General features: G+C 66.6%; 28 protein-coding genes. 14 read left to right on the forward strand and 14 right to left on the reverse strand.

Translation table 11 applies throughout. The annotated features are described in order from the left end of the window. Nucleotides 1-10: 10 nt before the first annotated feature. The 9 genes from J2W36_RS25290 (at nucleotide 11) to J2W36_RS25330 (ending at nucleotide 9248) form a co-directional block, all read left to right on the forward strand. Nucleotides 11-1171 carry an acyl-CoA dehydrogenase family protein gene (locus tag J2W36_RS25290; protein ID WP_307692552.1) on the forward strand — a complete coding sequence of 387 codons (1161 nt, stop codon included), beginning with the start codon at nucleotides 11-13 and terminating at the stop codon, nucleotides 1169-1171. A gap of 3 nt (nucleotides 1172-1174) precedes the next feature. Continuing rightward, nucleotides 1175-2287 carry an acyl-CoA dehydrogenase family protein gene (locus J2W36_RS25295; RefSeq protein ID WP_307692553.1) on the forward strand — a complete coding sequence of 371 codons (1113 nt, stop codon included), beginning with the start codon at nucleotides 1175-1177 and terminating at the stop codon, nucleotides 2285-2287. Then, nucleotides 2284-3045: an enoyl-CoA hydratase/isomerase family protein gene (locus tag J2W36_RS25300; RefSeq protein WP_307692554.1), complete on the forward strand. Its 762-nt coding sequence runs from the start codon at nucleotides 2284-2286 to the stop codon at nucleotides 3043-3045. Before J2W36_RS25295 ends, J2W36_RS25300 begins: the two co-directional genes overlap by 4 nt. Nucleotide 3046: 1 nt before the next feature. Continuing rightward, nucleotides 3047-5188: an acetate--CoA ligase family protein gene (locus J2W36_RS25305; RefSeq protein ID WP_307692555.1), complete on the forward strand. Its 2142-nt coding sequence runs from the start codon at nucleotides 3047-3049 to the stop codon at nucleotides 5186-5188. Continuing rightward, nucleotides 5185-5943 (forward strand): SDR family NAD(P)-dependent oxidoreductase, encoded by a 759-nt coding sequence (locus J2W36_RS25310; RefSeq protein WP_307692556.1) that lies wholly within the window; start codon nucleotides 5185-5187, stop codon nucleotides 5941-5943. The genes J2W36_RS25305 and J2W36_RS25310 overlap by 4 nt, the downstream gene beginning before the upstream one ends. Before the next feature lie 8 nt (nucleotides 5944-5951). Continuing rightward, on the forward strand, nucleotides 5952-6320 hold the full coding sequence (locus J2W36_RS25315; RefSeq protein ID WP_307692557.1) for a VOC family protein: 369 nt from the start codon (nucleotides 5952-5954) through the stop codon (nucleotides 6318-6320). Beyond that, nucleotides 6317-6862: a nuclear transport factor 2 family protein gene (locus J2W36_RS25320; RefSeq protein ID WP_307692558.1), complete on the forward strand. Its 546-nt coding sequence runs from the start codon at nucleotides 6317-6319 to the stop codon at nucleotides 6860-6862. The genes J2W36_RS25315 and J2W36_RS25320 overlap by 4 nt, the downstream gene beginning before the upstream one ends. An 8-nt stretch (nucleotides 6863-6870) precedes the next feature. Then, a complete protein-coding gene (locus tag J2W36_RS25325) occupies nucleotides 6871-8136 on the forward strand; it encodes an SDR family NAD(P)-dependent oxidoreductase (protein WP_307692559.1) in 1266 nt (421 codons plus the stop codon). A 422-nt stretch (nucleotides 8137-8558) separates the two neighbouring features. Continuing rightward, on the forward strand, nucleotides 8559-9248 hold the full coding sequence (locus J2W36_RS25330) for a LysR family transcriptional regulator (RefSeq protein WP_370869387.1): 690 nt from the start codon (nucleotides 8559-8561) through the stop codon (nucleotides 9246-9248). Here the strand turns inward: J2W36_RS25330 and J2W36_RS25335 are convergent. Further along, on the reverse strand, nucleotides 9179-9586 hold the full coding sequence (locus tag J2W36_RS25335) for a PaaI family thioesterase (RefSeq protein ID WP_307692561.1): 408 nt from the start codon (nucleotides 9584-9586) through the stop codon (nucleotides 9179-9181). The genes J2W36_RS25330 and J2W36_RS25335 overlap by 70 nt on opposite strands. A gap of 154 nt (nucleotides 9587-9740) precedes the next feature. Between J2W36_RS25335 and J2W36_RS25340 the strand changes: the two genes are divergently transcribed. Beyond that, nucleotides 9741-10373, forward strand: a complete 633-nt coding sequence (locus J2W36_RS25340; RefSeq protein WP_307692562.1) for a TetR/AcrR family transcriptional regulator — start codon at nucleotides 9741-9743, stop codon at nucleotides 10371-10373. A gap of 121 nt (nucleotides 10374-10494) precedes the next feature. Here the strand turns inward: J2W36_RS25340 and J2W36_RS25345 are convergent, their stop codons facing one another. After that, nucleotides 10495-11088: a TetR/AcrR family transcriptional regulator gene (locus J2W36_RS25345; RefSeq protein ID WP_307692563.1), complete on the reverse strand. Its 594-nt coding sequence runs from the start codon at nucleotides 11086-11088 to the stop codon at nucleotides 10495-10497. A gap of 100 nt (nucleotides 11089-11188) precedes the next feature. Between J2W36_RS25345 and J2W36_RS25350 the strand changes: the two genes are divergently transcribed. The 4 genes from J2W36_RS25350 (at nucleotide 11189) to J2W36_RS25365 (ending at nucleotide 14715) form a co-directional block, all read left to right on the forward strand. Next, a complete protein-coding gene (locus J2W36_RS25350) occupies nucleotides 11189-11698 on the forward strand; it encodes a DinB family protein (protein WP_307692564.1) in 510 nt (169 codons plus the stop codon). A gap of 66 nt (nucleotides 11699-11764) precedes the next feature. After that, nucleotides 11765-12808 carry an MDR family NADP-dependent oxidoreductase gene (locus tag J2W36_RS25355; protein ID WP_307692565.1) on the forward strand — a complete coding sequence of 348 codons (1044 nt, stop codon included), beginning with the start codon at nucleotides 11765-11767 and terminating at the stop codon, nucleotides 12806-12808. A 168-nt stretch (nucleotides 12809-12976) separates the two neighbouring features. After that, nucleotides 12977-14356, forward strand: a complete 1380-nt coding sequence (locus J2W36_RS25360; RefSeq protein WP_307692566.1) for an acyclic terpene utilization AtuA family protein — start codon at nucleotides 12977-12979, stop codon at nucleotides 14354-14356. Further along, entirely contained in the window at nucleotides 14353-14715 is a 363-nt protein-coding gene (locus J2W36_RS25365; protein ID WP_307692567.1) for an AtuA-related protein, read from the forward strand. Before J2W36_RS25360 ends, J2W36_RS25365 begins: the two co-directional genes overlap by 4 nt. Nucleotides 14716-14739: 24 nt before the next feature. Here J2W36_RS25365 and J2W36_RS25370 read toward each other — a convergent pair whose 3' ends face one another. From J2W36_RS25370 to J2W36_RS25425, 12 genes are all read right to left on the reverse strand, one after another. Beyond that, nucleotides 14740-15558, reverse strand: a complete 819-nt coding sequence (locus J2W36_RS25370; protein ID WP_307692568.1) for an enoyl-CoA hydratase/isomerase family protein — start codon at nucleotides 15556-15558, stop codon at nucleotides 14740-14742. Nucleotides 15559-15586: 28 nt separating this feature from the next. Then, on the reverse strand, nucleotides 15587-16573 hold the full coding sequence (locus J2W36_RS25375; RefSeq protein ID WP_307692569.1) for a Bug family tripartite tricarboxylate transporter substrate binding protein: 987 nt from the start codon (nucleotides 16571-16573) through the stop codon (nucleotides 15587-15589). 66 nt (nucleotides 16574-16639) lie between these two features. Next, nucleotides 16640-18217, reverse strand: coding sequence for an AMP-binding protein (locus tag J2W36_RS25380; protein ID WP_307692570.1), 1578 nt, complete (start codon nucleotides 18215-18217; stop codon nucleotides 16640-16642). Nucleotides 18218-18400: 183 nt separating this feature from the next. Further along, on the reverse strand, nucleotides 18401-19111 hold the full coding sequence (locus J2W36_RS25385; RefSeq protein ID WP_307692571.1) for an IclR family transcriptional regulator: 711 nt from the start codon (nucleotides 19109-19111) through the stop codon (nucleotides 18401-18403). 225 nt (nucleotides 19112-19336) lie between these two features. Continuing rightward, complete coding sequence (locus J2W36_RS25390) at nucleotides 19337-20251, reverse strand: LysR family transcriptional regulator (RefSeq protein WP_307692572.1); 915 nt, start codon at nucleotides 20249-20251, stop codon at nucleotides 19337-19339. A 30-nt stretch (nucleotides 20252-20281) separates the two neighbouring features. After that, a complete protein-coding gene (gene fdxA, locus J2W36_RS25395; RefSeq protein ID WP_307692573.1) occupies nucleotides 20282-20617 on the reverse strand; it encodes a ferredoxin in 336 nt (111 codons plus the stop codon). Between the two features lie 34 nt (nucleotides 20618-20651). Next, entirely contained in the window at nucleotides 20652-21428 is a 777-nt protein-coding gene (locus J2W36_RS25400) for an enoyl-CoA hydratase-related protein (protein ID WP_307692574.1), read from the reverse strand. Next, on the reverse strand, nucleotides 21425-22615 hold the full coding sequence (locus tag J2W36_RS25405) for a CaiB/BaiF CoA transferase family protein (RefSeq protein WP_307692575.1): 1191 nt from the start codon (nucleotides 22613-22615) through the stop codon (nucleotides 21425-21427). The genes J2W36_RS25400 and J2W36_RS25405 overlap by 4 nt, the downstream gene beginning before the upstream one ends. Further along, nucleotides 22615-23994, reverse strand: a complete 1380-nt coding sequence (locus J2W36_RS25410; RefSeq protein ID WP_307692576.1) for an FAD-dependent oxidoreductase — start codon at nucleotides 23992-23994, stop codon at nucleotides 22615-22617. Before J2W36_RS25410 ends, J2W36_RS25405 begins: the two co-directional genes overlap by 1 nt. 42 nt (nucleotides 23995-24036) lie before the next feature. Next, nucleotides 24037-24894 (reverse strand): ABC transporter permease, encoded by an 858-nt coding sequence (locus J2W36_RS25415; protein ID WP_307692577.1) that lies wholly within the window; start codon nucleotides 24892-24894, stop codon nucleotides 24037-24039. Nucleotides 24895-24903: 9 nt separating this feature from the next. Then, complete coding sequence (locus J2W36_RS25420; RefSeq protein ID WP_307692578.1) at nucleotides 24904-25689, reverse strand: ABC transporter ATP-binding protein; 786 nt, start codon at nucleotides 25687-25689, stop codon at nucleotides 24904-24906. 4 nt (nucleotides 25690-25693) lie between these two features. After that, on the reverse strand, nucleotides 25694-26725 hold the full coding sequence (locus J2W36_RS25425; RefSeq protein WP_307692579.1) for an ABC transporter substrate-binding protein: 1032 nt from the start codon (nucleotides 26723-26725) through the stop codon (nucleotides 25694-25696). Nucleotides 26726-26843: the final 118 nt, after the last annotated feature.

Below are 26843 nucleotides of genomic sequence, written 5' to 3' on the forward strand. Positions count from 1 at the left end.
AGGAGACAAGATGAGCATCGACTACGCCGGCTTCCGGCGTGAGCTGGAAACGTTCGCGCGCAGCGCCTGCCTCCCAGAGATCCGCGCCGTCGTCGCGGCCGGCCAGAAGATCACCAAGCGCGAGTACCAGACTTGGCAGCAGATCCTCCATGCGCGAGGCTGGGGCGCACCGAGCTGGCCGCTCGACGTGGGCGGCACCGGCTGGGACATCCGCCAGCGGCTGATCTTCGAGGAGGTGATGGCCGAGAACGATTGCCCGCCGCTCTATCACCACGGCCTGGGCCACATCGGCCCGGTGATCATCCGCTTCGGCACGCCCGAGCAGAAGGCCCGCTTCCTGCCGGGCATCCTCGACGGGAGCGACTGGTGGTGCCAGGGCTATTCCGAGCCAGGCTCGGGGTCCGACCTGGCCTCGCTGTCGACCAGCGCACGGCGCGACGGCGACGAGTGGGTCGTCAACGGCCAGAAGATCTGGACCTCGCACGCCCACGAAGCCAACATGATCTACATGCTGGTCCGCACCTCGAAGGAGGCGAAGAAGCAGGAAGGCATCTCGCTGCTGCTGGTGCCCATGGACAGCAAAGGCGTCACCGTGCGCCCGATCCATACCATCGACGGCTGGCATCACCTCAACGAAGTATTTTTCGACGAGGTGCGCGTGCGCGCGGACAACCTGATCGGCGAGGTCGGCAAGGGCTGGACCTGCGCGAAGTTCCTGCTCGAGCGCGAGCGCCTGCCCCCGGCGAACGTCGCGCGGCTCGAACTCATGCGCCGCCAGGTCACGCAGCTCGTCGCGCAGGCGGCGGGCCATGCCGTGGGCCGGCGCGACTTCGGCGGCCTGCACCACAAGCTGCTGCTGTGCGAGGCCGACGTGAAGGGCGCGCGCGTGATGATGGCGCAGGCGACCGACGACCTGATCCACCAGCGACCGCTGGGTGTGCAGCCCTCGGTCATCAAGATGACCTGCGCCGACGTGGCGCAGCGGCTGACGACCATCGCGCTGGACGCGGTCGGCCCCGATGCCGCCCATCGCTTTCTCGCGCAGGCCGGGGACGACGTGCCCGATGCCACCTGGATCCAGAACTACATGTTCACGCGCGCCCGCACCATTGCCGGCGGCACCTCCGAGGTGCAGCGCAACGTCGTCGCCAACGAACTGCTGGGAGCCTGAGCCGTGTCCACTTCCTTCCCTTCCCTGTTTCCGGGCATGCTGCTCGACGCCGCGGACCGCTACGCCGCGGACCATGCCGCGCAGGCGATCCAGGGCGATCCCGTGCGCGAGCTCGGCTGGACCGCCACGCTGGTGCCCGAAGACGCCGGCGGCGTCGGCGGCAGCCTGCGCGACCTCGCATCCATCGTCGAAGGCCTCGCCACGCATGGTCTGCAGCTGCCGGTGGTCGAGACCTGCGCCGTGGTGCCGCTGCTGCTGCAGGCGGCCGGTGCCGAGACGGCCCGTCGATGGCTCGAGGCCGTGGCCGAGGGCAGCGCGCAGATCGCGCCGCTGACCGCGCTGTCGGCCATGCCCGACGACAACGCCGTGGCCGCCCGTCACCTGGACATCGGCTTCGAACTCGACGGCGCCGTGCAGGGCGTGGACCTGAGCCTGCCCGCCACGCACTACCTGGTGCCCGCGCAGGTCGATGGCGAGGACGCGATCTTCCTGGTCGACGCCGAGCGCATCGGCGCGCCGAACGCCCGCTACCGCACGATGGAAGGCCGCGCTGGCGCCGACTTCCGGCTGGCGCGGCTCGCCGTGCCGGCGGGGGCCTGCATCGCACGCGGCGATGCGGCGCGCGACGCGCTTTCGAAGGCCACCGACGCAGCCCTGCTGCTGACCGCCACCGACACGGTGGCCGCGCTGGCCACGCTCGTCCGCGAAACCGTCACCCACCTGAAGGAGCGTCGCCAGTTCGGCGTGGCGCTGTCGAGCTTCCAGGTGTTGCGCCACCGCGTGGCCGACATGTACGTGAAGTACCTCGGTGCGAAGGGCCTGGTGATCCACTGCTTGCACGCCCATGAGCAGGATGCACCCGACCTGCGCCGCACCTTGCGCCTGGCCAAGGTGTCGCTGGCCGAATCGGCACGGGCCTGCGCCGAATCGGCGATCCAGATGCACGGCGGCATGGGCGTGAGCGAAGAGGTGCTGGCCACGCGCATCGCGCAGCGCCTGATCGCATCGGAATTCCGCTATGGCGATCGCCTGCTGCACGTGGCGCGACTGCTCGCCGAGCAGCCCGCCGTTCCATCCCTTTCACTGCCCGCCAACCACATCGGGGGAGCGCGATGAGCATCCATCTGGAAGTTTCCGAACACATTGCCGTCGTCCGGCTCGACAAGCCGCCGGTCAACGCGCTGGCGCGCGCCACGCGGCGGCGCATGATCGAGATCTTCGACGAGATTTCCGAACGCGCCGACGTGCGCGTGGCCATCCTCACGGGCACCGGCAAGTTCTTCTGCTCGGGCGCCGATCTCAAGGACCGCCCCGATCCCGACAAGGCCGGCGACTTCCTGGACCACAACCGCTGGACGCGCGAGACCGGCAATGCGATCCGCGAGTGCACCAAGCCCGTGATCGCTGCCGTCAACGGACCCGCGCTGGGTGCGGGCTTCGGGCTGATGGCCGCGTGCGACATCTTTCTTGCCAGCGAGGATGCGACCTTCGCCATGCCCGAGATCAACGTGGGCTTGGCCGGCGGCGTGTCGATGCTCAGGACGATGGTGGGCCGCTCGTTCACGCGTCGCATGTTCTTCACCGGCATGAAGGTACCGGCCGCCGAGCTGTACCGCCGCGGCGTGCTCGACGAGGTGGTGCCCGCCGAGCAGCTGATGCCGCTGGCGATGGAGATCGCGCAGGAGATCGCTTCGAAGGCGCCGCTGGCCGTCATGCATGCGAAGCAGGCCGCCAACATGATGGACTTGATGCCGCAGCGCGACGGCTACCGCTTCGAGCAGAACATCACCATGGCGCTGGCCCAGACGGAGGATGCGCAGGAAGCCCGCATGGCATTCCTCGAGAAGCGCCCACCCGTGTACAAGGGGCGCTGAGATGCAGGCTGTGGAAGTGGGGCGCGGCCTGGACGCGCTGTTCAAGCCGCGCTCGATCGCCATCTTCGGCGCCTCGGACGACGTCAGCAAGATCGGCGGCCGGCCGCTGCAGTTCCTGCAGAAGTACGGCTACGCCGGCTGCATCTACCCGATCAATCGCAAGGCCGGGCGCGTGCAGTCGCTGACGGCATACGCCAACCTGGCGGACCTGCCCGAGGCGCCCGAGCTGGCCGTGGTCGCGGTGCCGCCCGCGGGCGTGCTCGAGGCGGTGCAGGCCTGCGCACAACGCGGCGTGAAGGCGGTGGTCATCCTGTCCGCCGGTTTTTCCGAGATGGGCGAGGAGGGCAGCCGCCTGCAGATGCAGATCGGCGACGTGGCGCGGGCAACGGGCATGCGCATTGTCGGCCCCAACTGCCTGGGCGCGGTCGGCGTGCCTGACCGGAGCATCGCGACATTTTCCGTTGCGCTGGAAGGCGCCTTCCCCGACACCGGCACCGTGGGCATCGTCTCGCAGAGCGGCAACCTGGGCAGCTTCACGCTGCGCCTGGCCGGCGAACGCGGCCTGGGCATCAGCCGCATGCTGACCACGGGCAACGAATGCGACGTCGACATCGCCGACGCCGTTGCCTCTTTGGCGGTCGACCCTGGCACGTCGGTGATCCTGTGCTGCATGGAGACCTGTCGCGATGGCGCGAAGCTGCGCCAGGCGATGGCCCTGGCGCGCGAAGCCGGCAAACCCCTGGTCGTGCTGAAGGTCGGCGTGTCCGAGGCCGGCAGCGAGGCCGCGGCCTCGCACACCGGCGCGCTGGCCTGTTCGGACGCGGTGTTCGATGCAGTGCTGCGCGAAGGCGGGGCCGTTCGCGTGCCCAGCATCGAGCAGTTGCTCGAAGTCGGCCACGCGCTGTCGGTGGTTGGGCCGGCACGCCTGCCCACGGGCCACCGCGTGGCGGTACTCACGGCCTCGGGCGGGTTCGGCGTGCTGCTGGCCGATGCGGCCAGCGCGCAGGGCCTCGCGCTGCCCAAGCTGCGCGCCGAGACGCAGCAGCGCATCCTGTCGATCGTGCCCTTCGCGGCGCCGTCGAATCCGGTCGACATGACGGCACAGGTTTCGAGCCGTCCCGAGGTGCTGGCCCAGGTGCTCGATGCGGTCGCGCGGGACGACAGCTGCGACGCGTTGATCCTGCAGTCGGCCAGCGCCTTCCACGTGCCTCGGCTGCGCGACGTGTACCTCGGTGCGCTGGCGCAGGTGCGCAAGGACCATCCGTCGCGCCTGATCGTGCTGTGCGCACGGGCCCCGCAGGACGTGCGCGTCCAGCTCACGGCGATGGGTTTTCCGGTGGTGGAGGGCATCGATGCCGCCTGCGCGACGCTGTCGGCGCTGATGCGCCACGGCGCGGGCCGCGCGATCGGGGCGTCGTCGCCCACGGCGGCCGCCATCGAATGCGCGCCACTGGCGCCAGAGGCTTTCACCACCGAGGCCAGTGCCAAGGGCGTCCTGGCCGAAGCGGGCCTCCCCGTGCCGCTGGAGGTGATCGTCGGCAGCCGCGACGAGGCGCTCGCCGCCGGCCGCCGGCTCAGCTTCCCGCTGGTGCTGAAGATCGTTTCGCCCGACATCCCGCACAAGACCGAGGTCGGCGGCGTGTTCGTCGGCGTGCGTTCCGAAGCGCAGCTCGCCGAGGAATACGACAGCCTTCTGGCGCGCGTGGCGCAGAACGCGCCGCAGGCTCGCATCACCGGCGTGCTGGTGGCGCAGATGGTGCAAGGCGGCGTCGAACTGATCCTCGGAACCACGAAGGACCCGGTGTTCGGTCCGATGGTGATGGTCGGCCTGGGCGGCATCTTCGCCGAGATACTGAAGGACGTGGCCCTGCAGCCCGCGCCGGTCGATGAGGCGCAGGCCACGGCGATGCTGCGTTCGCTCAAGGCCTTCCCGCTGCTCGACGGCGCGCGTGGTCGGCCCAAGGCCGACTTGCAGGCCGCGGCACAGGCCATCGTGGCCTTGTCCCGCTTCGCCGTTCGCCATGCGCAGAGTGTGGCGGAGATCGATATCAACCCACTGGTGGTGCTGGACCAGGGGCGCGGCGCCTATGCGCTGGACGCCCTGCTGGTGCCTGCGCCGCCGGCCGAGAAAGCCAAGCCATGAACATGTCCCTCAGCGGCCGTACGGCCTTCATCAGCGGCGCGGGCCATGGAATCGGCCGTGCCACCGCCCGCGCCATGGCCCGCCTGGGCGCCACCGTCGGCATCAATGACCTCAAGCCGCAGTTCGTGGAGGAGGCCGTGGCCGAGATCCACGCCCTGGGCGGCCAGGCGATCGGATTGCCGTGCGACGTGTCGACGCGCGACGGCATGCGTGAGGCCGTCGCGCAGTTCCGGCGCGATGCCGGCCGGCTGGACATCATGGTCAACAACGCCGCGTGGGTGCGCTACCAACCGCTGGCGGAGATCACGCCTGACGTGATGGACCGCATGGTCGAGATCGGCTTCAAGTCGGTGATCTGGGGCATCCAGGCCGCAGCCGAGGCCATGGATGCCGAGCGCGGCGGTTCGATCATCAACGTCGCCTCCATCGCGGCCTTCAAGTCGCCAATGCGCTCGGTGGTCTACAGCGGGATCAAGGCCGGCGTGCTGGGCATCACCCGCGCATCGGCGGCCGACCTGGGCGCGCGCAACATCCGCGTGAACGCGGTGGCGCCTGGCGCCGTGCCCACCGAAGGCACCGCCAAGCATCGCAACCTCGAGCTCGACGCCAAGCGCATCGGCCGCACGCCGCTGGGCCGATTGGGCACGGTGGAAGACATCGCCGATGCCATCTGCTTCCTGGCCGGTGACGCATCGCGCTTTTTCAATGCGGACGTGCTGCGACTGGATGGCGGTGCCTCGGAGACTTCGCTGTGACCGGCGCCGTGACCGCCCCCAAGCGCGTGCAGAGCGTGTTCGTCGTGGCGCGCGAGCCGGCCAGCCTGCATGCCTTCTATGAAGGTGCGCTCGGCCTCCCGTTGAAGTTTCGCGATGGCGACCGCTGGATCCAGTACGGCGTCGGCAACACCAACGTGGCGCTGGCCTGCGCCGAAGAGGCGGCGCCCGCCACCAGCGGCCTCGTGATGGTGCTCGAGGTGGAGGATTTCGAGGGCGCGCAGGAGCGTATCGCCGCCGCCGGCGGCCAAGTGCTGGGCTTGCGCGACATGGGCAGCCATGGCGCGGTGCTGTCGCTGCGCGACCCCGAAGGCAACCTGGTGCAGCTGTTCCGCCGCGCCGCGGCCCCGGCGGCATGACGGCGGTCGCATCGATGCCGGACGGCCTGCAGGCGCTGCTCGACCGCGAGGCGATCCGTGACTGCCTGTACCGCTACTGCCGCGGCATCGATCGCGTTGACGAGGCGGCCTTGCGCTCGGCCTACTGGGAAGACGCCACTGATTGTCATGGCGCGTGGAACGGCAGTGCCGAAGGTTTCATTGCGCAGGCGCTTTCCCGGCTGCGGCAGGGCGGGCGTCGCGTTCATCAGATCACCAATGTGCTGATCGATCTGCATGGTGACACTGCTGCGGTCGAGAGCAGCTTCTTCGCGCTGCAGGCCACGGCTGCACGGCCGGAGCGCGAGACCTTCCTTTGCGGCCGCTATGTCGATCGCTTCGAGCGCCGCGGCGGCGCCTGGCGCGTGGCCGCGCGCACAGTGGTCTACGACTGGATCGAGGAACGCGACCGGCCCGAGTTGACGCAGGATGCTGCCGCACTTTTCGGCGCGCGTCAGCCCGTGGGTACAACCGCGCCCCACGATGCGTTCTATGCGCTGCAGCAGCAGATGCTTGCGGCCTGAACACTGCCATGTCTCTTTCCGCACCCAGCTCCGGTAGCCCCGACGCACCGACTGCGCTCATCACCGGCGCGGCCGCCGGCATCGGACGCGCCACCGCGCTTCGACTTGCGAGCGCGGGCTGGCGTTGTGTGCTGGTTGATGCAGACGCGGCTGCGATGCAGCGGCTCGCCGCGGCCTGGCCTCCAACTGTGCCGGAGCCGCTGTGTCAGGTCGCCGATCTGACCGATGCCACGCAGATCGAGGCGCTGGGCCAGGCGCTGCCGTCGCTCGATGCGCTCATCAACAACGCCGGCCTGTCGGCTGGTGGCGCCGAGGCCACCTCGGGCGGTGACGACGGCAGCGCGGCACGCCTGCTCGCGCTCAACCTTGCGGCGCCAGCGCGCATGGTTCAGGCCTGTTCACCGTGGCTGCGGCGCGGCGCTCGCATCGTCAACCTGGCCTCGGGCGCCGGCTTGCGCGCCATCCCCTGGCGAGGTCTCTACAGCCCGAGCAAGGCCGGGCTGATCGCCCAGACCCGCGCGTTGGCCAAGGCGCGGCCCGAATGGACCGTGACCGCGCTGGCCCCGGGCTTCGTGCGGACCGAACTCGTGCAGCGGCTCATCGACGACGGCCGGCTGGACCCGGCACAGGCAGTTTCCAAAGTACCGATGGGCCGCATGGCCGAGCCTGAGGAGATCGCCGAGGCGCTGTGCTTCCTGGTCAGCCTCGGCGCGCGTGCGCTTACGGGCCAGCTCCTGGTACTGGATGGCGGCTCGTCGGTGTGCGGCGGCAGCACGCCCTTGCCGCCGAGCGCACATTCGCCGCTGCGCTTCGATGCGCCGCTGCGGCCGAGCGTCGAAGCGATGGCCGTGCCGTCATGGCGCCAGGCACTGGATGCGTGGACGCGTTCGCATGCGAGCCATGTTGATGCGGAATTTGATGGCTACCCGGCCGTGATCGACGGCAGCGTGCTCGACGCATCGCCTGGCACGCAACTCGAGGCCGTGCTGGAGGTCGCACGCCGCTTCCGCGCGCGCCATGCGGCGCTGGCCAGCCTGACTTTGTTACTCCCTGCGCCCGAGGCCAACACGTCATGGGAACTGGTCGGTGACGCAGAGGCCGTCCGGATGCTGGTGGCCACGCTCGCGGCCGAGTGGGGTGCGCGTGGCCTGCGCATCAATGCGCTGGTGCTTGCTTCGGAGCTTGCGGCCGAAGGCTGCTTGCCAGTGCTGGAATACCTCAGTGGCCCTCGCGCTCAGTTCCTCACAGGCCAGGTTCTGCAACCTGGCCTGTGATCCTTTTCGGCGTCCGTCGCCGCCTGTTGGCTGGCGCAGGCCTGCTCGCCCTGCAGGGGTTCGCTGTGGGCCGACGAGCTCAGGGCTGGCCCGTCTGCCCGATCCGACGGCTACACGTTACTGCTTGTAGAGTAAGCGGCCGAGGCTTCGGCTGCTGCGCCCGAGTGGCGCTAAGAACTGTGGCACCAAAGGGGCGCGCATCCCGACCGTCATCGGCATGCGCTGTGCCGTACCGCCGTCAACGCTGCTGCCATCAGAACCACACCCGCCAGTTGCACCGCGCTGAGCGCGCGTCCATACACCGTCCAGTCCATGAAGATCGCGCCCACGGGGTAGACGAACTGCAGCAGCGCAATGCGGTTGGTGCCGGCTCGCTGACAGCCGCCGCGCCGCTGGTGAACCGCTCGCAGTCAGCGCTCAGTATGCAGCTCAAGAAGTTGGAGGAGGCGGTGGGCCGGCCGGTGCTCAACCGCGGGCCGCGGCGCCTGGAACTCACGCCCACGGGGTCCGAACTGCTGGGTCATGCGCGTCGGCTGCTCGAAGTGCATGCGCAGGCGCAGGCCGCGCTGCACGGCCCCATGCTCACCGGTCGTGTGACCATGGGCGTGCCAGACGACTACGCCGCCGCGTACCTGACGCCGGTGCTGCGCAGCTTCGCCCTACGCCACGCCGGGGTGGAGATCACGCTGGTGTGCGAGCAGTCGACCACGTTACTGCCAAAGATCTCGCGCGGCGAGATCGACTTGGCGCTGGTGTCCAGGGATCGTGTGAACCGCGGCACGTTGTTGTTTCGTGAACCGTTGGTCTGGGTGGGCGCGCCGCAGCACGAGGCCTGGAAGCGCGATCCGCTGCCGATTGCGGCGTACGAGTTTGGCAGTCTGGTTCGCCGCGAGGCATTGGCCGCGCTCGCCTCTCAGGGGCGCGAGTACCGTGTGGTCTACAACAGCGCCAGCCTCGCCGGCCAATTGGCACGATGCGCCGAGCATTTGCTGGTCGTTGCCTGCAATGTCCGTGGTGTTCTCCCTGGATTGACGGGGGCTGTTCAGCCTGCCGGGACGACGGTGCCTTGCGCCAATGCGCACAGCTTCGGCGAATCGCCGTCCACCGTGTAAATCTCGCATTGGCAAATGGCCATGCGCTTGCCTGCGCTGCGTGCCTGCGCCCTGGCGATGAGCTTCGTCCCCACGCCGGGGCGCAAGTAGTTGATCTTGAACTCGGCTGTCAGTGCATTCCCGCCCAGCGCCAGCCCGCCCGCGAAGGTGATAGCGTTGTCGGCGAGGTAGCTGATCACACCGCCGTGGACGAATCCATGCTGCTGCTTGTGATGGTCCTGGATGATGAGCGTCAGCTCCGCATGATCAGGACCCGATTCCGTCAGCTCGGCCCCGATGAACCGACTGAATGGCTGGCTTGCAAAGACCTCTTGTGCGAATACCTGGATGTCGTGCATTGCCTGTCTCCTTGATCGTCTGGATGGTGTGCTTGGCCCTCGCCTGGTTTTTTTGGGACCTTCCCTGAACGAAGCGGTGATGTAAATTCTAGGAAGGCCAGTTCGGCCGTGTGTTCGGATTTGGCGCATGAGACACCTCCCTACGACAACCGCTGTGACTCCTCGTCGAAAGCCGCAACAGTCGCGTGCCCGGCACACGTCAGGGGCTTTGCAGGAGGCGTTTGTTCGGCTTTTGGTGGCGCGTGACTATGACGCCATCACCATCCGGGAGATCGTCGATCTGGCGGGAACCGGACTGGGAAGCTTCTACGAATACTTCGCCAACAAGGAGGATCTCGCCAAGGTCTGCGTGCATCTGCGCTCGAAGACCTTGCTCCGGGCCCTGCAGTCCTGCGACCAAAATTGCGATGGCACCCCGTTGGAATCGATGGCGTGTGTGGCCGTCGATCGGCTGGTGGATATCCACCGAGAGAGCCCGTCCCATTGGGGCGTGCACTACCTTCTGGAGCGCCGCCTCTCCGGTATCGCGGCTTACTCGAAGATGTACGAGCGGTTCGTGCGGGAGTGGGCGCGCCTCATCGGGGCTGCCTCCAACCGCACGTGTGCTTGCCCAGCCGATACGGCACGGACGTGCCAGACGATCCTATATGGGCTCTTCGCGCATGCTCATCTGAAGGGCTTGTCCACCGCCCGGATGCACGTCGATCTCGATCTGCTTCGCCTGCAGTCCCAACAAGCTCTGTTGGGTTACCTCACGCTGGCGACCACACCGCTGCCACTGCGGTAGTGAGCCATCCCGAACATGGCGGGTCGCGAACTTCTTCGATAAGACCTTTCTGTCGAATCGAAAGGATTCGTTCGACTGCCTAGAGGGAAAGCATGCACCGGATCGAGTCAGGTGCCCCGTTTCACCCGCAACGAGCTCGAAGCAGGTACGAGTGAATCATCACCACGAGTTCCCGCCTGAGTTCTGGCGACTTCAATGTTCTGCTCCGGGCGGCCTTGTGGATCACGCCTTCCACCGCCGCCGAAAGCACCTGCACCACCATCCCCACGGCCGGATCGTCTCGGCGATCCGATACCGCAACGACTGCGCGATACAGCTCCAGATACTCGGCCTCGAACGCACGATGCGCCGACCGTGTTCCTGCATCGGCCGGCACCTCGTCGAGCAGCACGCGATGAAGAGCAGGTTGAATGCTGTGAGCCGCGATCATCCCGTGAACCAGCTCATCGACGAGTTGATTCAGCGGTTGGCCCTCTTGTCCAAGGCCTCGCATGACGGCCAGCACGTCGTCGAGGTGGCGCCGGCGGATCGCGTCGACCAGCGCCAGCTTGTCGGGGAAGTATTGGTAGACAGACCCGATGCTCACGCCGGCGACCTCGGCGACCTCGTTGGTCGTGAAACCAGCCCAGCCCCGGTCGCCCAGAACGCGAGCCCCGGCGCGAACGATGACCTCGACGGTGGCCCGGGAACGCGCCTGGCGCGGCTCTTTGCGCATCGATGGACGTGGCACTGGAACGCGAGTAGACACGTGGAACCGTCCTCACAAGAATATGTACATCGTACTCACATTCTTGAACAGAAAAGGACTTCGGAAGATGAGCTCCCTTGCACTGCTGCGCACCCTGTTCGGTTACCGCGCCTGGGCCAACGCCGAACTCCTGGAGAAGATGGAGGGCTTCGACACCGAACTGCACGCCCAGGATAGAGAGGCCGCTCTGCGGTTGTTGAATCACACCCACGTCGTCGATCGGATCTTCGCAGCGCACCTTGTCGGCGCCGCACACGAATTCACTTCGGACAACACGGCCGAGACGCCGTCCTTGGAGGCGTTGCGCGGCGCGTTGACGACATCCGATCAGTGGTACCGGGACTACCTGGAAACGGTGACACCGGAAGAGTTGGCGGCGCACGTGCCGTTCGTGTTCACGGATGGCGACAAGGGGTGTATGTCGAGAGAGGAGATGCTGACCCATCTCATCGTTCACAGCGGTTACCACCGCGGCGAAGTCGGACGCATCATGTCGCGGCGCTCTCTCAGCCTGGCGTGGGATACGTTTGCGGTTTACCTGCACCAAACCGAGCCATCACGCCGATTCATTGCGTAGCACCCCTGCGTTGCCATTCGTCCGCCGAAGTGCGGATCAGATCAAACGTCTTCCAGGAGTACGACCATGACAAACATCCCACTCACTGCTAGAGAAGTGAGACTGCTTCGCTACCAATCAGGGCCGTTGAAGGCCGAGCACTTCGAAGTCATTGAGACCCCCGTGCCATCCCTCGGGCCTAGCCAGGTGCTGGTGCGTAATCGCTGGTTTCGCATCTCCATTTCTACACGCTTGATGGCCGAGGCGGGTGCTGTGACGGTCAAGGGCATTCCGTTCCCCCCACTCAAGCCCGGCGATACCCTCGCTGACGGTGCGATCGGCGAAGTGGTGCAGGTTGGGCCCGGTACCAGTCTAGAGGTGGGCAACCTGGTGCTGCATCCACTGGGCTGGCGGGAATATGCGCGGGTACCGGCGGCACAGTGCAAGCGCATTGAAGGACCGAATGTTGACCCTGCTGCATGGCTCGGCCATGGCTGGACTGCCTATGCCGCATTGGTCGGCGGGATTCAGGTGCGTTCGGGCGATACGGTATTCGTCTCCAGCGGAGCGGGTGCCATCGGCTCGATGGCCGGGCAGATTGCACGACTGCTGGGAGCAACACGGATCATCGGCAGCACCAGCAGTGCGGAGAAGGCGCGCTGGATGCAACAGGAGCTGGGCTATGACGCGGTTGTGACCCGCGACGGCGCGCCGATCTGTGAGCAACTGACCGAGGCGGCCCCTGATGGCATCGACGTCATCGTGGACATGGTCGGTGGTGATCAGCTGGCTGCGGCACTCGAAATCAGCCGGCATGGCGCGCGATGCGTGTTGCTGGGCGCCGTCTCCGCGGAATTGAATCCGAGCAACGCCACCCTGAGAGCGCCGGTTGAACTGGACACGTTCCAGCTCATTCTGCGCGGTGTCACGATTCGCGGCTTCAGCGCCGACGAGCATGCACCGGAATTGTTCGATGCGTGGATCAGCCAGGCAGCAACATGGCAGCGAGCAGGGCGTATTCAGTTGTCCCGCACCATGTGCAAAGGTCTGGACGCAGCGACGCTTGCCTTGGAGCAGGCCTGTGCCGGCCAACTCAAAGGGGTCGTGCTGGCCGAACTGGAGTCATGCTGACCAGCGCCTTTTGCGTGCGGCTCGGCATGCTGCACTGCCTCCCACGGGAGGTGGGTAGGCGGCTGGGGGGCCCCGTCCATCTGAATATTGGATCAATCCATCAGAAGATTCGATTGTACGGATGGCTCACTGGTACCTACAGTCATGGCTCCAAGAGAGACATGCAAGATGGACTTCGTTTCCCCACCTCCCGTACTGATCGGCTGTGCCGCTGGTTTCTCCGGAGACCGCACGGACGCAGCGGGCCCGGTCGTCGATACCTTGATCCACCGACTTGCCTCGGGTCCGGCCGGCCAGCGTGCCTTTCTCATCTTCGAGACCTTGGCCGAGCGAACCCTGGCCCTGGCGCAACTGCGGCGCAGCGTGGACCCCGAGGCCGGCTACGAACCATTGCTCGATGCGATGCTGCGCACGGTCCTTGCACGCTGCATGGCCCATGGCATTCGCATCGTGAGCAACTTCGGTGCCGCCCATCCGCGCGGTGCAGCCCGCCACATTGCGCGCATGGCGCACGAGCTTGGCATCCCTGCGCCGCGCATTGCCGTGGTCGAAGGCGACGATCTCTCGGCGCCCGCGCAACGCGCGCTGCTGCGCGAGCAGCTTGGCGCGCAACTGGACGGCCTGTCCATCGTCAGCGCCAATGCCTACATCGGCGCTGAACCCATCGCGGCGGCCCTCCATGCGGGTGCGCAGGTGGTGGTGTGCGGTCGCGTGGCCGACCCATCGCTGACCGTGGGGCCGGCCATGGCGCATTTTGGCTGGCAAGCCGACGAATGGGAAAAACTCGGCCGTGCAACCATGGCCGGCCACCTGCTCGAATGCGGTGCCCAGGTGTGTGGCGGCTACTTTGCAGACCCTGGCTACAAAGACGTGCCGGGGCTTGCGCACGTTGGCTTTCCCATTGCCCAGATCGAAGCCGACGGCCATTGCACCATCGGCAAGTCCGAGGGCACAGGCGGGTTGGTCAGCGAGGCCACCGTGAAGGAGCAATTGCTCTACGAGGTCCACGATCCGGCCGCCTATCTGACACCGGATGTCATCGCCGATGTGTCGGACGCCGAGGTGCATGCGTTGGGTCCGGACTGCGTCGCACTGCGAGGTGTGCGCGGCCATGCCCGGCCGACCCACTACAAAGTCAATGTCTGCCACGAGGGCGGATGGCTTGCGGAGGGCGAAATCTCGTATGCCGGCCCGCGCGCAGAGGCGCGTGCGCGCCTGGCCGCCGACGTGTTGCGCAGCCGTCTGGGCAACCTCGCGCTGCGCGTCGATCTGATCGGAGCGATCAGCATTCTGGGCGACGATGCAGGGCGTGCGCTGGCCGCCACGCCCGAGGGCGGCGCATGCGATGTGCGGCTGCGTGTTGCCGCCACCCACGCCGACCGCGTCCAAGCCGAGCAACTGGGGCGCGAAGTGATGGCCCTCTACACCTGCGGTCCGGCCGGCGGTGGCGGCGTGCGCACCCTGCTGACACCGCGGCTCAACACGATCTCGTGCCTGGTGCCCCGCGAAGCGGTGCCGGTGGGCTTCGAGATGATGGGGGCCGCATGAGCGATTTGAGCGTGCCTCTCTACCGCCTGGCGCATGCGCGCACGGGCGACAAGGGTGACCGGTCCAACATCAGCGTGATCGCGTGGCATCCCGCGTTGTGGCCGCTGCTGGTCGAACAGGTCACCATCGACGCCGTGGCCGCGCAGTTCCGTCACCGCGCACCGAGCCAGGTGCAGCGTTTCCTGCTGCCCAAGTTGCACGCGATCAACTTCGTGTTCGACGCCGTGCTCGATGGTGGCGTCAATGGCGCGCTGAACCTGGACTCGCATGGCAAGGGGTTGTCCTTCCTGCTGCTCGATCTCCAGATTTCCGTGCCGAGCTCGCTGTTGCCCCGGCTCGCTGGTCCCGCGATGCTTTGAGCGTGCCGGGCGAGGACCTGGCGTTCAGGTGGCTTCGCGCCGGCGCGACGTGAATTTCTTCGCGCCGGCCGAATACGACCCCGACGCAAAGTTCGCTGCATGGCCACTTCGGGCGGTTGCGCAAGCCTTCGCGAAGAGATCGTCGCCCATCTCCTTCCACCACGCTTTGGTGATGGCCACGGAAGTTTCGGACCAGCCGGCGATCAACGTGCAGACTTCCGCGATGCGCGCATCGAGTTGCGCGTCTTCCACCACCTCGTGCACCAGGCCCAGGGCAAGCGATTGTTCGGCGGACGCAATCTCCGCCAACAGCACGAGGCGCTTCATCGCTGCCTCTCCGATGATGGGCCACAGCAGTGCGCTCCCCACGATGGCCGCGGAGCCGACCTTGAATTCGGTCATTCCGAAGCGTGCGCTCGTCGATGCGATCCGCAGATCGGACAGGAGCGCGATCTGCAGGCCCGCCCCGGCGGCCACTCCATTGATGCGGGCGACGACCGGCTTCTTGAGCGCGCGGAATATCTCGTACAGCGCCAGGTAGCTGTCGATGCGTGCTGCGGAGTCGGTGGCGTTCATCGCCGCGCTCTCGTACTGATCCTGCCCGGCGCAAAAAGCCTTGCCACGGCCGGTGATGACGATGGCGCGCACGGCCGCGTTGGCGTCGGCGGCCAGCAGGGCCTCGCGGAACAGCTCGCGCTGCTCGCGGTTGAACGCATTCATGGCCTCGGGACGATCAAGGGTGATCAGCGCCGTCGTGCCGTCGATGCGCAGGGTGACGCAGGGGGTGGAAGAGAGTGTCGAAGAGGGAGTCGAAAAGGGAGTCGAAAAGGGAGTGTCGTTCATGCTTGTGTGTTTCTGAGGGTGCTCGGGTTCATCGTGCAGCGGCCTTGAGCGGCTGGACCACACGTTCCCATTTGTTGGATTCGTTCTGCAGCAGTTCGCGCGCCTGAGCCGGTGTGCTGTGGATGACCTGGACGCCGAGCTGCGCGAAACGGCGTTGCGTGGCGTCGTCGTTCAGTACGCCGTTGAGCGCAGCGTTCAGTGCAGCGACGATGTCGTCGGGGGTGCCTTTGGGCGCGAGCACGGCATACACCGATGCGGCGACGAACTGTGGCAGGCCCTGCTCCGCGAAGGTCGGAACGTCGGGCATGACGGCCAGCCGTTGTGCGCTGGCCACCCCCAATGCAGTGACGCGACCCGAGGCGAGGTTGGTCAGCGCCGTGGGGGAGGTGGTCACCATGATCTGGATCTGGTCGGCGAACAGATCGGCCATCGCAGGCGCCGAGCCCCGATAAGGCACATGGAGCAGGTCAAGGCCTGCCTGCTGCTTGAACCACTCGGTGACGATGTGTTCGGTCGAACCGTTGCCCGACGAGCCGTAGGCGAGCTTGCCCGGGTTCTTGCGTGCCTGCGTGGCGAGGTCGGCATACGACGTCATGCCGCTTTGCTTGGACACCAACATCACCAGCGGCAATTCGCCGACCGTGGCGACCGGCTTGAAATCCTTTGCCATCTCGTAGCCCGTGACGTCCGTGCCAACCATCTTCTCGGACATGACATAGGACGTCGTCGGCGCCATCAGCAGCGTGTAGCCGTCCGGCGCGGCGCGTTTGACGTACTGCGCGCCGATGGCGCCCGACGCACCGGTCCTGTTGTCGACGACCACCGATGTCTTGAGGTGAAGCGCCAGGCTCTGTGCAATGGTGCGCCCGACCACGTCCACCCCGCCGCCAGCTGGAAAGGCGACCACCAGGTTGATCGGCTTGTCCGGGAACCCCGCATGGGCACTGGCGCCCAGCATCCAGATGGCACATGCCGCGACGGCTCGGCACCAGGAACTCAAATCTGCTCGAATCATGGTTTTCCTATCGAATGAAAAAAGGGAAAGTGACGGAGAAATGGTGGCGGTGCCGGTCAGTGGGCCTCAGCGCTTGGCCGGGCGAAAGTCGGTGTCGGCGACGTCCCAGACGCCTGCGACCTGGCGTGAGAGCTCCTTCTTCTGGATCCTCTGCGTGGGCGTCTTGGGGAAGCTTTCGATGAATTCGATGTAGCGGGGGATCTGGAAATAGGGCAGGCGGCTGCTCGACCAGCGAATCAGCTCCAGGGGCTCGATTTGGACGCCTTCGCGCACGCGCACGAACAGCTTGAGTTCATCCTCGCCCAGGTCGCTCGGCACACCCACCAGCGCGACTTCGGCAATGGCTTCGTGTTCGGCGAAGACGCTTTCGACGTCCCATGCGGCGATGTTGATCCCCCTTCGGCGCAACATGTCCTTCTTTCGTCCGGCGTAGAAAAGATTGCCCTGGGCGTCGGCGTGCGCCAGGTCACCGGTCATGAAGAGCTCACCGCGGCGCGCGTCGGCTTCGGCCTGGGGGTTTCTGAAGTAGCCCAGGAAGCCGAGCCGCGCATCGTGTGCACGCACCGCGACTTCGCCCTTGTCGCCCGCAGCCACCGGCGCGCCGTTGTCGTCGAGCAGGGCGATGTCGTAGTACGACAGTGGTTTACCGATCGAGCCCGGTGTACCGTCGACATTCGCCGTCACGAACGTGATGAGTTCAGACAGTCCGTAGCCTTCGCGCATCGTGACGCCGAAGCGTTCCGAAAACTCCTGCCAGATGTGCGATGGGCACCCGCCCCCCCATGCGATGCGCACGCCATGCTGCCGGTCTTGCGTGCTTTCGGGTTGCTTCAACAACATCGGCAGCACGCTGCCCAGGTAGTGGATGTGCGTCGCCTTGTGCTGTCGCGCGTCGTCCCAGAAACGCGATGCGCTGAAGCGTTCCAGCATGGCGAGCTGGAAGCGGCCGATCAGCGCGGCGATCGCGACCGCCACGCCGGAGCCGTGGTGCAGCGCCTCCCAGAAAAGAAAGACATCGCCAGGCCTGGCTTCGGTCAGCCGAAGCACCGCCAGTGGGCCTGCGCGCAGATGGCGATCGGTCTTCAGCACGCCCTTGGGTGCGCCCGTGGTTCCCGAGCTCGGGCTCAGCGCAATGATGTCGTCCGCGCGTACGTCCGTGGCTGCGTCGTCTTCGACGCAGGTGGCGAAGGCATCGAATTCACCATCCGCGCCATTGCGCCAGAGAATCGGAGGCAGGCGGGCGGCGAGACCGTCGAGTGCCGCACGGTAGGCACCGTCTGCCACGAGCACCTTCGGATCGAGCTCGGTCAGCAGGTGCTCCAGCGGCGCACCGATCAGATGCACGTTGATCGGCACCCTCACCATGCCCAGCCGCGCCAGCGCGAAGATCAGATAGAGGTGCTCGGGATGGCCAGGCAGCATGACCGCGACACGATCTCCGCGCGCCAGACCTTGCGCCTTGAGCAGGGTCGCCATCTGGTTGACACGGCGGTCGAGCAGGCGAAAGGTGATGCATTCACCCTTGAACGTGCAGTAGGTCTCGTCTGGATGAACGCGAGCGCGACGCGCCAGCAACGCGCCAATGGTTTCGTCACCGACTTCGTTCATCGCCACGTGCGCGCCAGGTGTGTTCTGCAGAGACATTCCGATTCCCGTGAGAGCTGCTTGAAAAATTGCAATTCAATTACATAAATCGAATTGCAATGTGACAAAGCTTCTGGCTTTGTCATGGTTTTGTCAATAAGCGGGGGCTACGTAGATGTACGTAGCCGATCGGAAGCAGTGGGTGTCAGGCGGCCGACGGCCCCTTCAGCAAAGAACGGTGGATTAGATCGACGCTTCGCGCGCCGCTTTTTCCAGCTTGGGCAGGATCGTCTTGCGGGCCTTGGCAAGGTCGAATCGCGTGTGCACGGTCGAGACATTGATGGCTGCCACGACGCGGCCTGAATCGGTCACCGGCACGGAAACCGACACCCCGTCGTCCCCGAAGTTCTTCTCGGTGAACGAGTGTCCGTCTTGGGCGGCCTTGCGGAAAATGGCAAGGATCTCGGCGTGGCTGCGTGCGCCGAACCGTGCGCGCACCTCGGGCGCCAATGCACCGAGCATGGCCGAGAGCTGCGACTCGGGCGCTTGCGACAGCAACACCTGGCCGGAGGAGGAGGTGAGTGCCGGGAACCTGCTGCCGACCGGCAGGTTGATGGCCGTGATGTGGGCGCCGGGAAGGTTTTGCAGCACGACCACGTCGTCGCCGTCGAGCTCGACCCATGACACCGTCTCCAGCGTTTCGGCGGCCAGGGTCTGGAGCAATGGGTAGGCGAGGTCTCGCTGCGAGTGATGGCGGTGGATGCCTCGCACCAGGCCGAGCAGCTTCAGTGCTGGGAAATACTTCTTGGACGCCTCGTCCTTGCTCAGGTAGCCCAGCTGGTGCAGCGTGTAAACGTAGCGTTGCGCCGCACTGCGGCCCATCTGCGTGTCGTCGGCGATGTCGCCGATCGACAGCGGTACTGCATGCTCATTGAACAGCTCAAGGACGCGCATGCCCTTTTCCATCGAGCCGATGAACAGGCGGGCATCGGGCTCGCTGGGTGCTGCCGCTTTGCCTGGGCTTTTCCTCGAAGGCGCCGTGGGGGGTGAAAGCGAAGTCTTGGAAGTGTCCACGAGCGGTTGGCGGCCCTGCGCTGAAAATTGATTCACGTTCGCTGTCGCGCCGCGGCGCGAGGCCGTGGTGCAGCGCGGGTCAGTATCGCATGGCCTCCCGGCCTTTCAAAAAGCCGATAGCGCCAACTCGATCTGTCCCAATTGACGCGCCAGTCGACCAACGAAATTTTGCGTGACGTGCGGCAGCACGCGGTGCGCGGGCACCACGATGCCGACCTGCATGTCGTTGAGCGCCGGCAGATCGAAGGGCCGCCACACCACGTCGCCGCGGCGCAACTCTTCGGCGAAGCCGATCTTCGAGAAGCAAGAGATGCCCTTGCCCGCCATGATCAGCTGCTTGAGCATGGGCGTGAAGTTGCAGGTCGCGGCGGGCTCCATGTCCTCCCAGAAGCTGAAGAATTCCGGCGACATGCTGCTGCTGACGACAGGGTTCGAACTCGAACGCAGAAATGGATAGCGCGCGCATTCCTTGAGGCTCACGCGCTCGAATTTTTCCAGCGGATGGCCCGGCGGCATCACGATGCCCAGGGGCATGTGCGCCAGTGCGACCGCCACCACGCCAGGGGGCAGCCGGCTCACGAAGGTCAGGCCGACGTCGACCTGGCCCGAGAGCACACGCTGCGGTACGTCCATCGGCTGGATCGACGTGATGGTGTAGGTGACTGCAGGGAAAACCTGCAGAAACTCCTCGACCGCAGCCGGCAGGAAGTCGACGAAAAAGGAATCCATCGACGCCAGCTTGACGTGGCCGGTGCGCTCGCCCTTGAGCGCATCGAGTTCGCCGCGCATGACCTGGAATTCGTGCAGCGTCTTCTGCACGTGCTTGAGCATCCGCTCGCCGGCCGGGTTCAGTCGCATGCCGTTGGGCAGGCGGTCGAACAGCTCGACGCCAAGTTCGGCTTCGAGCTTCAGGATCTGGCGGTTGACCGCGCTGGCCGCGACGAACAGTTTCTCCGAGGCCTTGCGCACCGAGCCCGCACGGGCCACCTCTACGAAATACTTGAGGACGCTCGCGTGCATCAGCGAACTGCTCCGGTGGCGGCAGGACGTTCAGAGAGCCGCGGACGGCAGCTCCTGTGCGATGCGCGGATGGTCGCAGGCCTGCGGCCCCACGTCTTGGGCGCTGCCCGGCGAGCCGAGCCCGCTGACCTCGGGAGCGAAGAACTCGCGGTTGATGGCTGTGTAGTGGGCCAGTGCCGGTGGCAGCCGGAACACTTCGTAGATGGCCTGGGTAGGGCAGGCCGAGACGCAGATACCGCAGTCGATGCATTCATCGGGATGAATGTACAGAGTCCGCGCACCTTCATAGATGCAATCGACCGGGCAGCACTGCACGCAGGCGCCGTCTTTGACGTCGATGCAGCCGGTGGTGATGACATGCGCCATGGACGGATTCCCGATGTCGTGCGCGGCCCGGCGCTCAACGGCCCTGCCAGACCGGTTTGCGCTTCTGCTGGAAGGCCCGCACGCCCTCCTGCGAGTCTTCCGACTGCAAGGCCGTGACGAGTGCTGGCAGACGCAGGCCGTGCGCCTGCGCGGGAAGCATGGCTGCGGTCTGCCGCACCACCTGCTTGATGGCCTTGAGCGACAGCGGCGCGCAGGCCAGCAGCTGCGCGACCCAGCGCTGCACCGCGGCGTCGAGCTCGGCGCGCGGCACCGACTCGTTGATCAGGCCCAGTTCAAGCGCGCGTGCGGCCGTGATGCGCTGGCCGGTCAACATCATCGCCATCGCCTGGCGGTGCGGGATCTGCCGCTGCAGCAGCAGCATGCCGCCGTCCAGCGGCAGCCGGCCCACCAGCGCCTCGGGCAGGCCGAAGCTGGCTTCTTCGCAGGCCACGACCAGATCGCAGCCCAGCACCATCTCGAAGCCACCGCCCAGCGCGAAGCCGTTGACGCGCGCGATCACCGGCACGTCGAGCGTGTCGCGCAACGCGATGCCGCCGAAGCCGCCAGGGCGCGCCGCCGCCCAGTAGTCGAGGCCGCTCAGCCCGGAAGTGTTCTTGAGGTCGGCGCCCGCGCAGAAGGCCCGCTCGCCGCTGCCTGCGAGCACCACCACGCGCACGTCGTCGCGCGCCTCGATGTCCTTCCAGATGCGCTGCAGCTCGGCCTCGGTCGCGAGGTCGATCGCGTTCATCACCTCGGGCCGGTCAAGGGTGACCGAGGCGACGTGGTTGTCGACGCTGTAGAGAACGCTCATGCGGCGGCCTGTTCGAGCAGCGCCCGGGCCTCGGCAAGGACCTCTTGCGTGTGTTCGCCCAGCCGCGGCGGCTCGCGCCGCAGGCCGGCCCGCACGTCCGACATGCGGATGGGGCTGGCGACGAACTTCAGCGGTTGCCCGGTCGACGAACGCCCTTCGATGATCATCGCGTTGTGCAGGGTCTGCGCATCGACCAGTGCTTCGCGCATCTCGCGCACGGGCGCTGAGAGCAGATCCTGCGCTTCGAGCTGTGCCAACCAGTGTTCGCGCGTGTCGCTCGCGAAGCGAGCACGAAAGATGGCGTGCAGCGCTTCCTTGTGCTCGAATTGCGCGGGCAGGTTGGCGAAGCGCGCATCGAGTGAGAGGTCTTCGATCTCCAGTGCGGCGCAGATGTCGCGCAAGGGGTTCGCCTTGAAGGCGCCGACCAGCACCAGCGGTCCGGTGGTCGTATGGAACACGCCCGACAGAGGCATGGCGGCCCAGTTGACCTCGGAGTCGGCCATCATGATCATGGCGGCCTCCTGCATCTGCATGGCCAGCATCGAGTCGTAGAGCGACACGGCGATCTTCTGACCTTCGCCGCTGCGCTCGCGCTGCAGCAGCGCGAGCAGGATGCCCTGCACCATGTGCATGCCGGCGGTGTAGTCGGCCAGTGCGGTCGGGTAGATCGACACCGGCACGGCGGCATCGGCACGGCGCGCCATGACGCCGGTCATCGCCTGCGCGAGCACGTCCTGCCCGCCCTTGTGCGCGTACGGGCCGGTCTCGCCGAAGCCGGTGCCGACGGCGTAGATGATGCGCGGGTTGAGCCGCTTGCAGTCTTCATAGCCCAGGCCCAGACGCTCCATCACACCGGCGCGGAAGTTGTTGGTGACCACGTCGGCGTCGGCGATCAGCGCTTTCACCAGCTCCAACTGCGCTGCATCGCGCAGGTCGATCTCGACGCTGCGCTTGTTGCGGTTCAGGCTGCAGAAGATCGGGTTGTCGTGGCCAGCGACCGGCGCGAAGGTGGAACGGCTCAGGTCGCCCGCGCCCTGGCGCTCGATCTTGATCACGTCGGCGCCGTGGTCGGCCAGCATCTGCGTGCAGACCGGGCCCATCATCACCTGCGTGAAGTCGATCACGCGGATGCCGGCCAGCGGCAGCGTGGCGGCACTGGCGGAGTCTGCGAAATTGGCAGCAGCCATCACGCCACCTCCAGCATCGAGCGCGCGAGCACCGGCACGTCTGCGTTCGGTCCGGCCTGGTCGCCCGGGTCGGCGCCTTGCGCGCGCAGCACGCGCTGCAGCCTGGCGATGTCGACGTCACGCACCCGCACGTTGGCATCGAGCGCGAGCGCTGCCGCCACCCCGGTGGCCTCGCCCATTGCCATGCAGGGCGGGATCTCGCGCGAGATCTTCTGCGCGGCCGAGGTGGCCGAGTAGTGGCGGCCGGCCACCAGCAGGTTTTCGACACTGCGCGGCACCAACGTTCGGAAGGGGTAGTAGTAGTCGCGGCCACGCGCCACGCTGTCGGCGAAGCGCGTGCGCTGCGCCACGTCGTCCTTGGTCATCACGTATTCACCTTCGAGCAGCCGCGTTTGACGGATACCGGTCTGGGGCGCCATGTCGACCAGGTAGCAGTTGGCAAAGCCGGGCAGCTTCGAGCGGATGAAGTCGATCACCTTGTGCACCGTGGTGCGGCCCTGCACCTCGGCACGCGTCAGGTCTTCGACCTTCAGGCCGTCGAGCCCCGGCATGTGCGGGCAGTTGCACCACACGACGCCTGGCAGCGGCGTCTTGAGCCACCAGTTCTCCCAGGCGCCGCCGAGCAGGTGCTTGACCTCGCGGTCCAGCGCCAGGTAGGCCTCGGTCTCCTCGTGCTCGAAGCGCTCGGCCGCGTCGGTGTCGACGCCGCCGAGCCGGAACACGGTGGTGACGATGTAGCTGCCGCTCACGTGCGGCGCGCCGGCCGAGGCCGCCACGTCGAGGTCGCCGGTGGCGTCGATCACGACCTTGCCGAGGATCGCTTCGCGCCCGCTCTTGCTTTCACAGATCACGCCCTTGACCACACCGTCTTCGACCAGCGTGCGCGAAAACCACGAGTGCAGGCGCAACAGGATGCCGGCACGCTGAACGGCTTCGAGCGACACGCGCTTCCATGCGTCGGGGTCGAAGGCTGCGGCGAAGCAGGTCGGCTGCGGCTTGGCCCGGCTGTGAAAGTCGTAGGTGCCCCATCGGCGCCAGCGGCGCACCGACTCTGGCAGGCTGCCCCATTCATGCTGCTTGGGATATTCGGCCAGACCCAGCGCGGCCATGCGCTCGATCATGTCCATGCAGACGCCACGCACCGAGATTTCCTGCAGGTGGTTGTCCCACATGTCGTCGAGCACCAGCACCATGCCGCCCGAGGCAAGGCCGCCCAGGTGGTTGTAGCGTTCCAGCAGGATGGTGCGCGCGCCGTTGCGCGCGGCGGCCAGGGCTGCGGCCTGGCCAGCCGGCCCGCCGCCCACCACGACCACGTCAGCTTCCGCGGCCACCCGCACATCGTGCGCGGACTCCTGCATCCAGTCTCCAATTCGGCTCATCGATCTCTCCTTTGTGTCGGTGTTTCAGGGGCGGCTGCGCGCTCAGTGCACGCTCTGCGGTTGCCAGCGGATGACCCAACGCTCGGCCAGCGTCACGATCAGGAAGAAGGCGCCCGACAGGGTCGCGCTCATCACGATCGCGGCGTAGAGCAAAGGCGAGTCGAAGTTGAAGGTGGCCTGCAGGATCAGGGCGCCGATGCCGACGGTGGAGCCGACCCATTCGCCGACCACCGCGCCGATCACGCACATCGAGGCCGAGATGCGCAGCGCCGAGAACAGGTAAGGCAGCGCGTTGAACAACCGCAGACGAAAGAAGATCTCGGTCTTGCTGGCCGACAGAACGCGCATCAGCTCCATCGCCTGCGGGTTGACCGACTCCAGACCTCGCACCATGTTCACCAGGGTGGGGAAGAAGCACACCAACGCGGCGATGGTGATCTTGGGTTCCATGCCGTTGCCCATGATGAGCACCAGCACGGGCGCCTTGGCCACCAGGGGCACCGCGTTGAAGGCCAGCACCACGGGGAAGAAGATGTCCTCGATGGTCTTGTTGTGGATGAAGACCGTCGCCACCACGATGGCGGCAAGGTTGCCCAGCATGAAGCCGCCGGCGGCCTCGAGCGCGGTCGGCCACAGGTTGTCGAAGAGCACCGCACGCTTGTCGAACAGCGTTTGCAGCACGGCTCCCGGCGAAGGCGCAATGAAGGGCTTGACGTGGAACAACGTGATGGCCGCCCACCACAGCACCAGGAGGCCGACGATGCCGAGCACCGGCAGCACCCGGCGGCGCAGTGCGCGGCGTTTGCGTGCGGCCGACCAGGCGAGGTATTCAGGATCGCCGGCCACGTCGGCGGCGCGGGCAGATGGCGTGAGGGCAACATCGATGGAACGTGTGTTCATGGGTGGGCCTCAGCAGCTTTCGAGCACGCGCCGCAGGTGCGCCGTGAGTTGCACGAAGGCCGGCGTCTCGCGCAGGTCGAGCGTTCGGTCGTCGGCCAGGTCGACCGGCACGATCTCGCGCACGCGGCCCGGGTTGGCGGCCAGCATCAGCACGCGCTGGCCCAGGAAGGCCGCCTCGTGGATGCTGTGGGTCACGAACAGGATGGTCACGCCGGTCTCTTTCCAGACCTGGCGGATCTCCACGTTGAGCCGGTCGCGCGTGATCTCGTCGAGCGCGCCGAAGGGCTCGTCCATCAGCAGGATCTTCGGGTCGCAGACCAGCGCCCGCGCGATCGACACGCGCTGCCGCTGGCCGCCCGAGAGCTCGTGCGGATAGGCATGGGCGCGATCCTTCAGGCCGACCAGTTCGAGCAGTTCCATCGGGCGGCGCCGGCCCTTGCGCCCGGCACCACCGCCCACCTGCAGAGGCAGTTCGACGTTCTGCAGCGCGGTGCGCCAGGGCAGCAGCGCCGCGTCCTGGAACACGAAGCCGATGTCGCGGTTGGCGCGCGCCGCATCCGGCGCGACCGACAGCACACGGATGCTGCCCTTGCTTGGCGGCTGCAGGTCGGCCACCACACGCAGCAGCGTCGACTTGCCGCAGCCCGAGGGGCCGAGCAGCGTGAGGAATTCGCCCTGCGCCACGTCAAGGTCCAGTGCCTTGATCGCCGTGACATCTCGTCGCTCAGTGAAAAAGCGCACGCCGATGTCGCGGCACGCGATGGCCGGCGCGGCGGTGTTGAGCACGGCGGCCACGGTGTCAGGCTTTCAGGCTGCGTTGGGCCGCGGTGGCCTTGAGCAGGTCGAGCGTGATCACGTCCTCGACCTTTGGCGTGCGCGCGGTGAACTGGCCGAGCTGTGCATACATGTCGATCTGCTCCTTCCACACCGCCGGGTCCATGCCCCCCCAACCCTGCGTGGCGGCCTGACCGCCGAAGCTGTAATCGAGCATCACGTCGACCGCCACGCGCTCGTCCTCGGCCTTGAGGTTCGGATACTCCCGAACCAGCAACTCCACCGCCTGATCGCGGTTGGCGCGCACCTGGTGCCAGCCGCGCGCGGTGGCGCGCAGGAAGGCCTCGATGACCCTGGGCTTGGTCTGCAGCGTGTCGGTGGTGGCGTAATAGGGCAGCGCATACAGGCGCACGCCGGCGTCCCACAGCGGCATGTCGACCCGTTCCTTGCCCAGCACCTTGAGTGCCGTGGTGCTGGTGAGCCAGCCTGTCACCACGTCGACCTGGCCCGTGAGCAAGGGCGACATGTCGGCGCCGATCGGCACGATGGTCACGTCCTTTTCCGGAATCTTGTTCTGCGCCAGCAGCGCGCGCAGCAGAATCACCGAGGTCGATGGCAGCCCGACTTTCTTGCCCACCAGGTCGGCCGGCTTGCGCACCGGGTTCTTCTGCAGCGAGAAGAAGGTGAACGGATGCTTCTGGGCGCCGACCGCGAAGCACTTGATCGGCAGGCCCTGAGACACGGCCAGCATCACCGACGGGCTCGACGACACCTGCCCGACCTCGTGCCGGCCCGAGGCCACGATGGCGACGCCGTCGATGTTCGGGCCCCCGGGCTGGATCAGGAAGTCGATGCCCTCCTGCTCGTAGTAGCCCAGTCGCTTGGCGACCACCTCGCCGATCTGGTTGACGCCTGTGATCCAGCCCAGCTGCATGTTGATCCGCGTCCTGCCTTGGGCCAGGGCATCGATCGACAGCAGCGCGCCGGCTGACAGGCCGCTCGCGAGCAAGGAGGTCTTGAGCAGACGACGACGGGCAGGATCGAAAAGCGGAGCCATGACGTTTCCTTCGAGGGCAGGAGTGCGGGATGTGCCTCGGCCAGTGCGCCACAGGTGCGCCGCGCAATGGCCAACGCACCGAATGCTAAGAGTGGGGGGTGCTGCATCCAAGCATCGT

This window comes from Variovorax ginsengisoli (assembly GCF_030811835.1).
Classification (GTDB): Bacteria; Pseudomonadota; Gammaproteobacteria; order Burkholderiales; family Burkholderiaceae_C; genus Variovorax; species Variovorax ginsengisoli_C.

Coding starts and splice junctions, on each gene's coding strand:
- J2W36_RS25290 (WP_307692552.1), top strand. CDS start 11: ATGAGCATCGACTACGCCGGCTTCCGGCGTGAGCTGGAAACGTTCGCG.
- J2W36_RS25300 (WP_307692554.1), top strand. CDS start 2,284: ATGAGCATCCATCTGGAAGTTTCCGAACACATTGCCGTCGTCCGGCTC.
- J2W36_RS25305 (WP_307692555.1), top strand. CDS start 3,047: ATGCAGGCTGTGGAAGTGGGGCGCGGCCTGGACGCGCTGTTCAAGCCG.
- J2W36_RS25310 (WP_307692556.1), top strand. CDS start 5,185: ATGAACATGTCCCTCAGCGGCCGTACGGCCTTCATCAGCGGCGCGGGC.
- J2W36_RS25320 (WP_307692558.1), top strand. CDS start 6,317: ATGACGGCGGTCGCATCGATGCCGGACGGCCTGCAGGCGCTGCTCGAC.
- J2W36_RS25325 (WP_307692559.1), top strand. CDS start 6,871: ATGTCTCTTTCCGCACCCAGCTCCGGTAGCCCCGACGCACCGACTGCG.
- J2W36_RS25330 (WP_370869387.1), top strand. CDS start 8,559: ATGCAGCTCAAGAAGTTGGAGGAGGCGGTGGGCCGGCCGGTGCTCAAC.
- J2W36_RS25335 (WP_307692561.1), bottom strand. CDS start 9,586: ATGCACGACATCCAGGTATTCGCACAAGAGGTCTTTGCAAGCCAGCCA.
- J2W36_RS25345 (WP_307692563.1), bottom strand. CDS start 11,088: ATGCGCAAAGAGCCGCGCCAGGCGCGTTCCCGGGCCACCGTCGAGGTC.
- J2W36_RS25350 (WP_307692564.1), top strand. CDS start 11,189: ATGAGCTCCCTTGCACTGCTGCGCACCCTGTTCGGTTACCGCGCCTGG.
- J2W36_RS25355 (WP_307692565.1), top strand. CDS start 11,765: ATGACAAACATCCCACTCACTGCTAGAGAAGTGAGACTGCTTCGCTAC.
- J2W36_RS25360 (WP_307692566.1), top strand. CDS start 12,977: ATGGACTTCGTTTCCCCACCTCCCGTACTGATCGGCTGTGCCGCTGGT.
- J2W36_RS25365 (WP_307692567.1), top strand. CDS start 14,353: ATGAGCGATTTGAGCGTGCCTCTCTACCGCCTGGCGCATGCGCGCACG.
- J2W36_RS25370 (WP_307692568.1), bottom strand. CDS start 15,558: ATGAACGACACTCCCTTTTCGACTCCCTTTTCGACTCCCTCTTCGACA.
- J2W36_RS25375 (WP_307692569.1), bottom strand. CDS start 16,573: ATGATTCGAGCAGATTTGAGTTCCTGGTGCCGAGCCGTCGCGGCATGT.
- J2W36_RS25380 (WP_307692570.1), bottom strand. CDS start 18,217: ATGTCTCTGCAGAACACACCTGGCGCGCACGTGGCGATGAACGAAGTC.
- J2W36_RS25385 (WP_307692571.1), bottom strand. CDS start 19,111: ATGCGCGTCCTTGAGCTGTTCAATGAGCATGCAGTACCGCTGTCGATC.
- J2W36_RS25390 (WP_307692572.1), bottom strand. CDS start 20,251: ATGCACGCGAGCGTCCTCAAGTATTTCGTAGAGGTGGCCCGTGCGGGC.
- fdxA (WP_307692573.1), bottom strand. CDS start 20,617: ATGGCGCATGTCATCACCACCGGCTGCATCGACGTCAAAGACGGCGCC.
- J2W36_RS25400 (WP_307692574.1), bottom strand. CDS start 21,428: ATGAGCGTTCTCTACAGCGTCGACAACCACGTCGCCTCGGTCACCCTT.
- J2W36_RS25405 (WP_307692575.1), bottom strand. CDS start 22,615: ATGGCTGCTGCCAATTTCGCAGACTCCGCCAGTGCCGCCACGCTGCCG.
- J2W36_RS25410 (WP_307692576.1), bottom strand. CDS start 23,994: ATGAGCCGAATTGGAGACTGGATGCAGGAGTCCGCGCACGATGTGCGG.
- J2W36_RS25415 (WP_307692577.1), bottom strand. CDS start 24,894: ATGAACACACGTTCCATCGATGTTGCCCTCACGCCATCTGCCCGCGCC.
- J2W36_RS25425 (WP_307692579.1), bottom strand. CDS start 26,725: ATGGCTCCGCTTTTCGATCCTGCCCGTCGTCGTCTGCTCAAGACCTCC.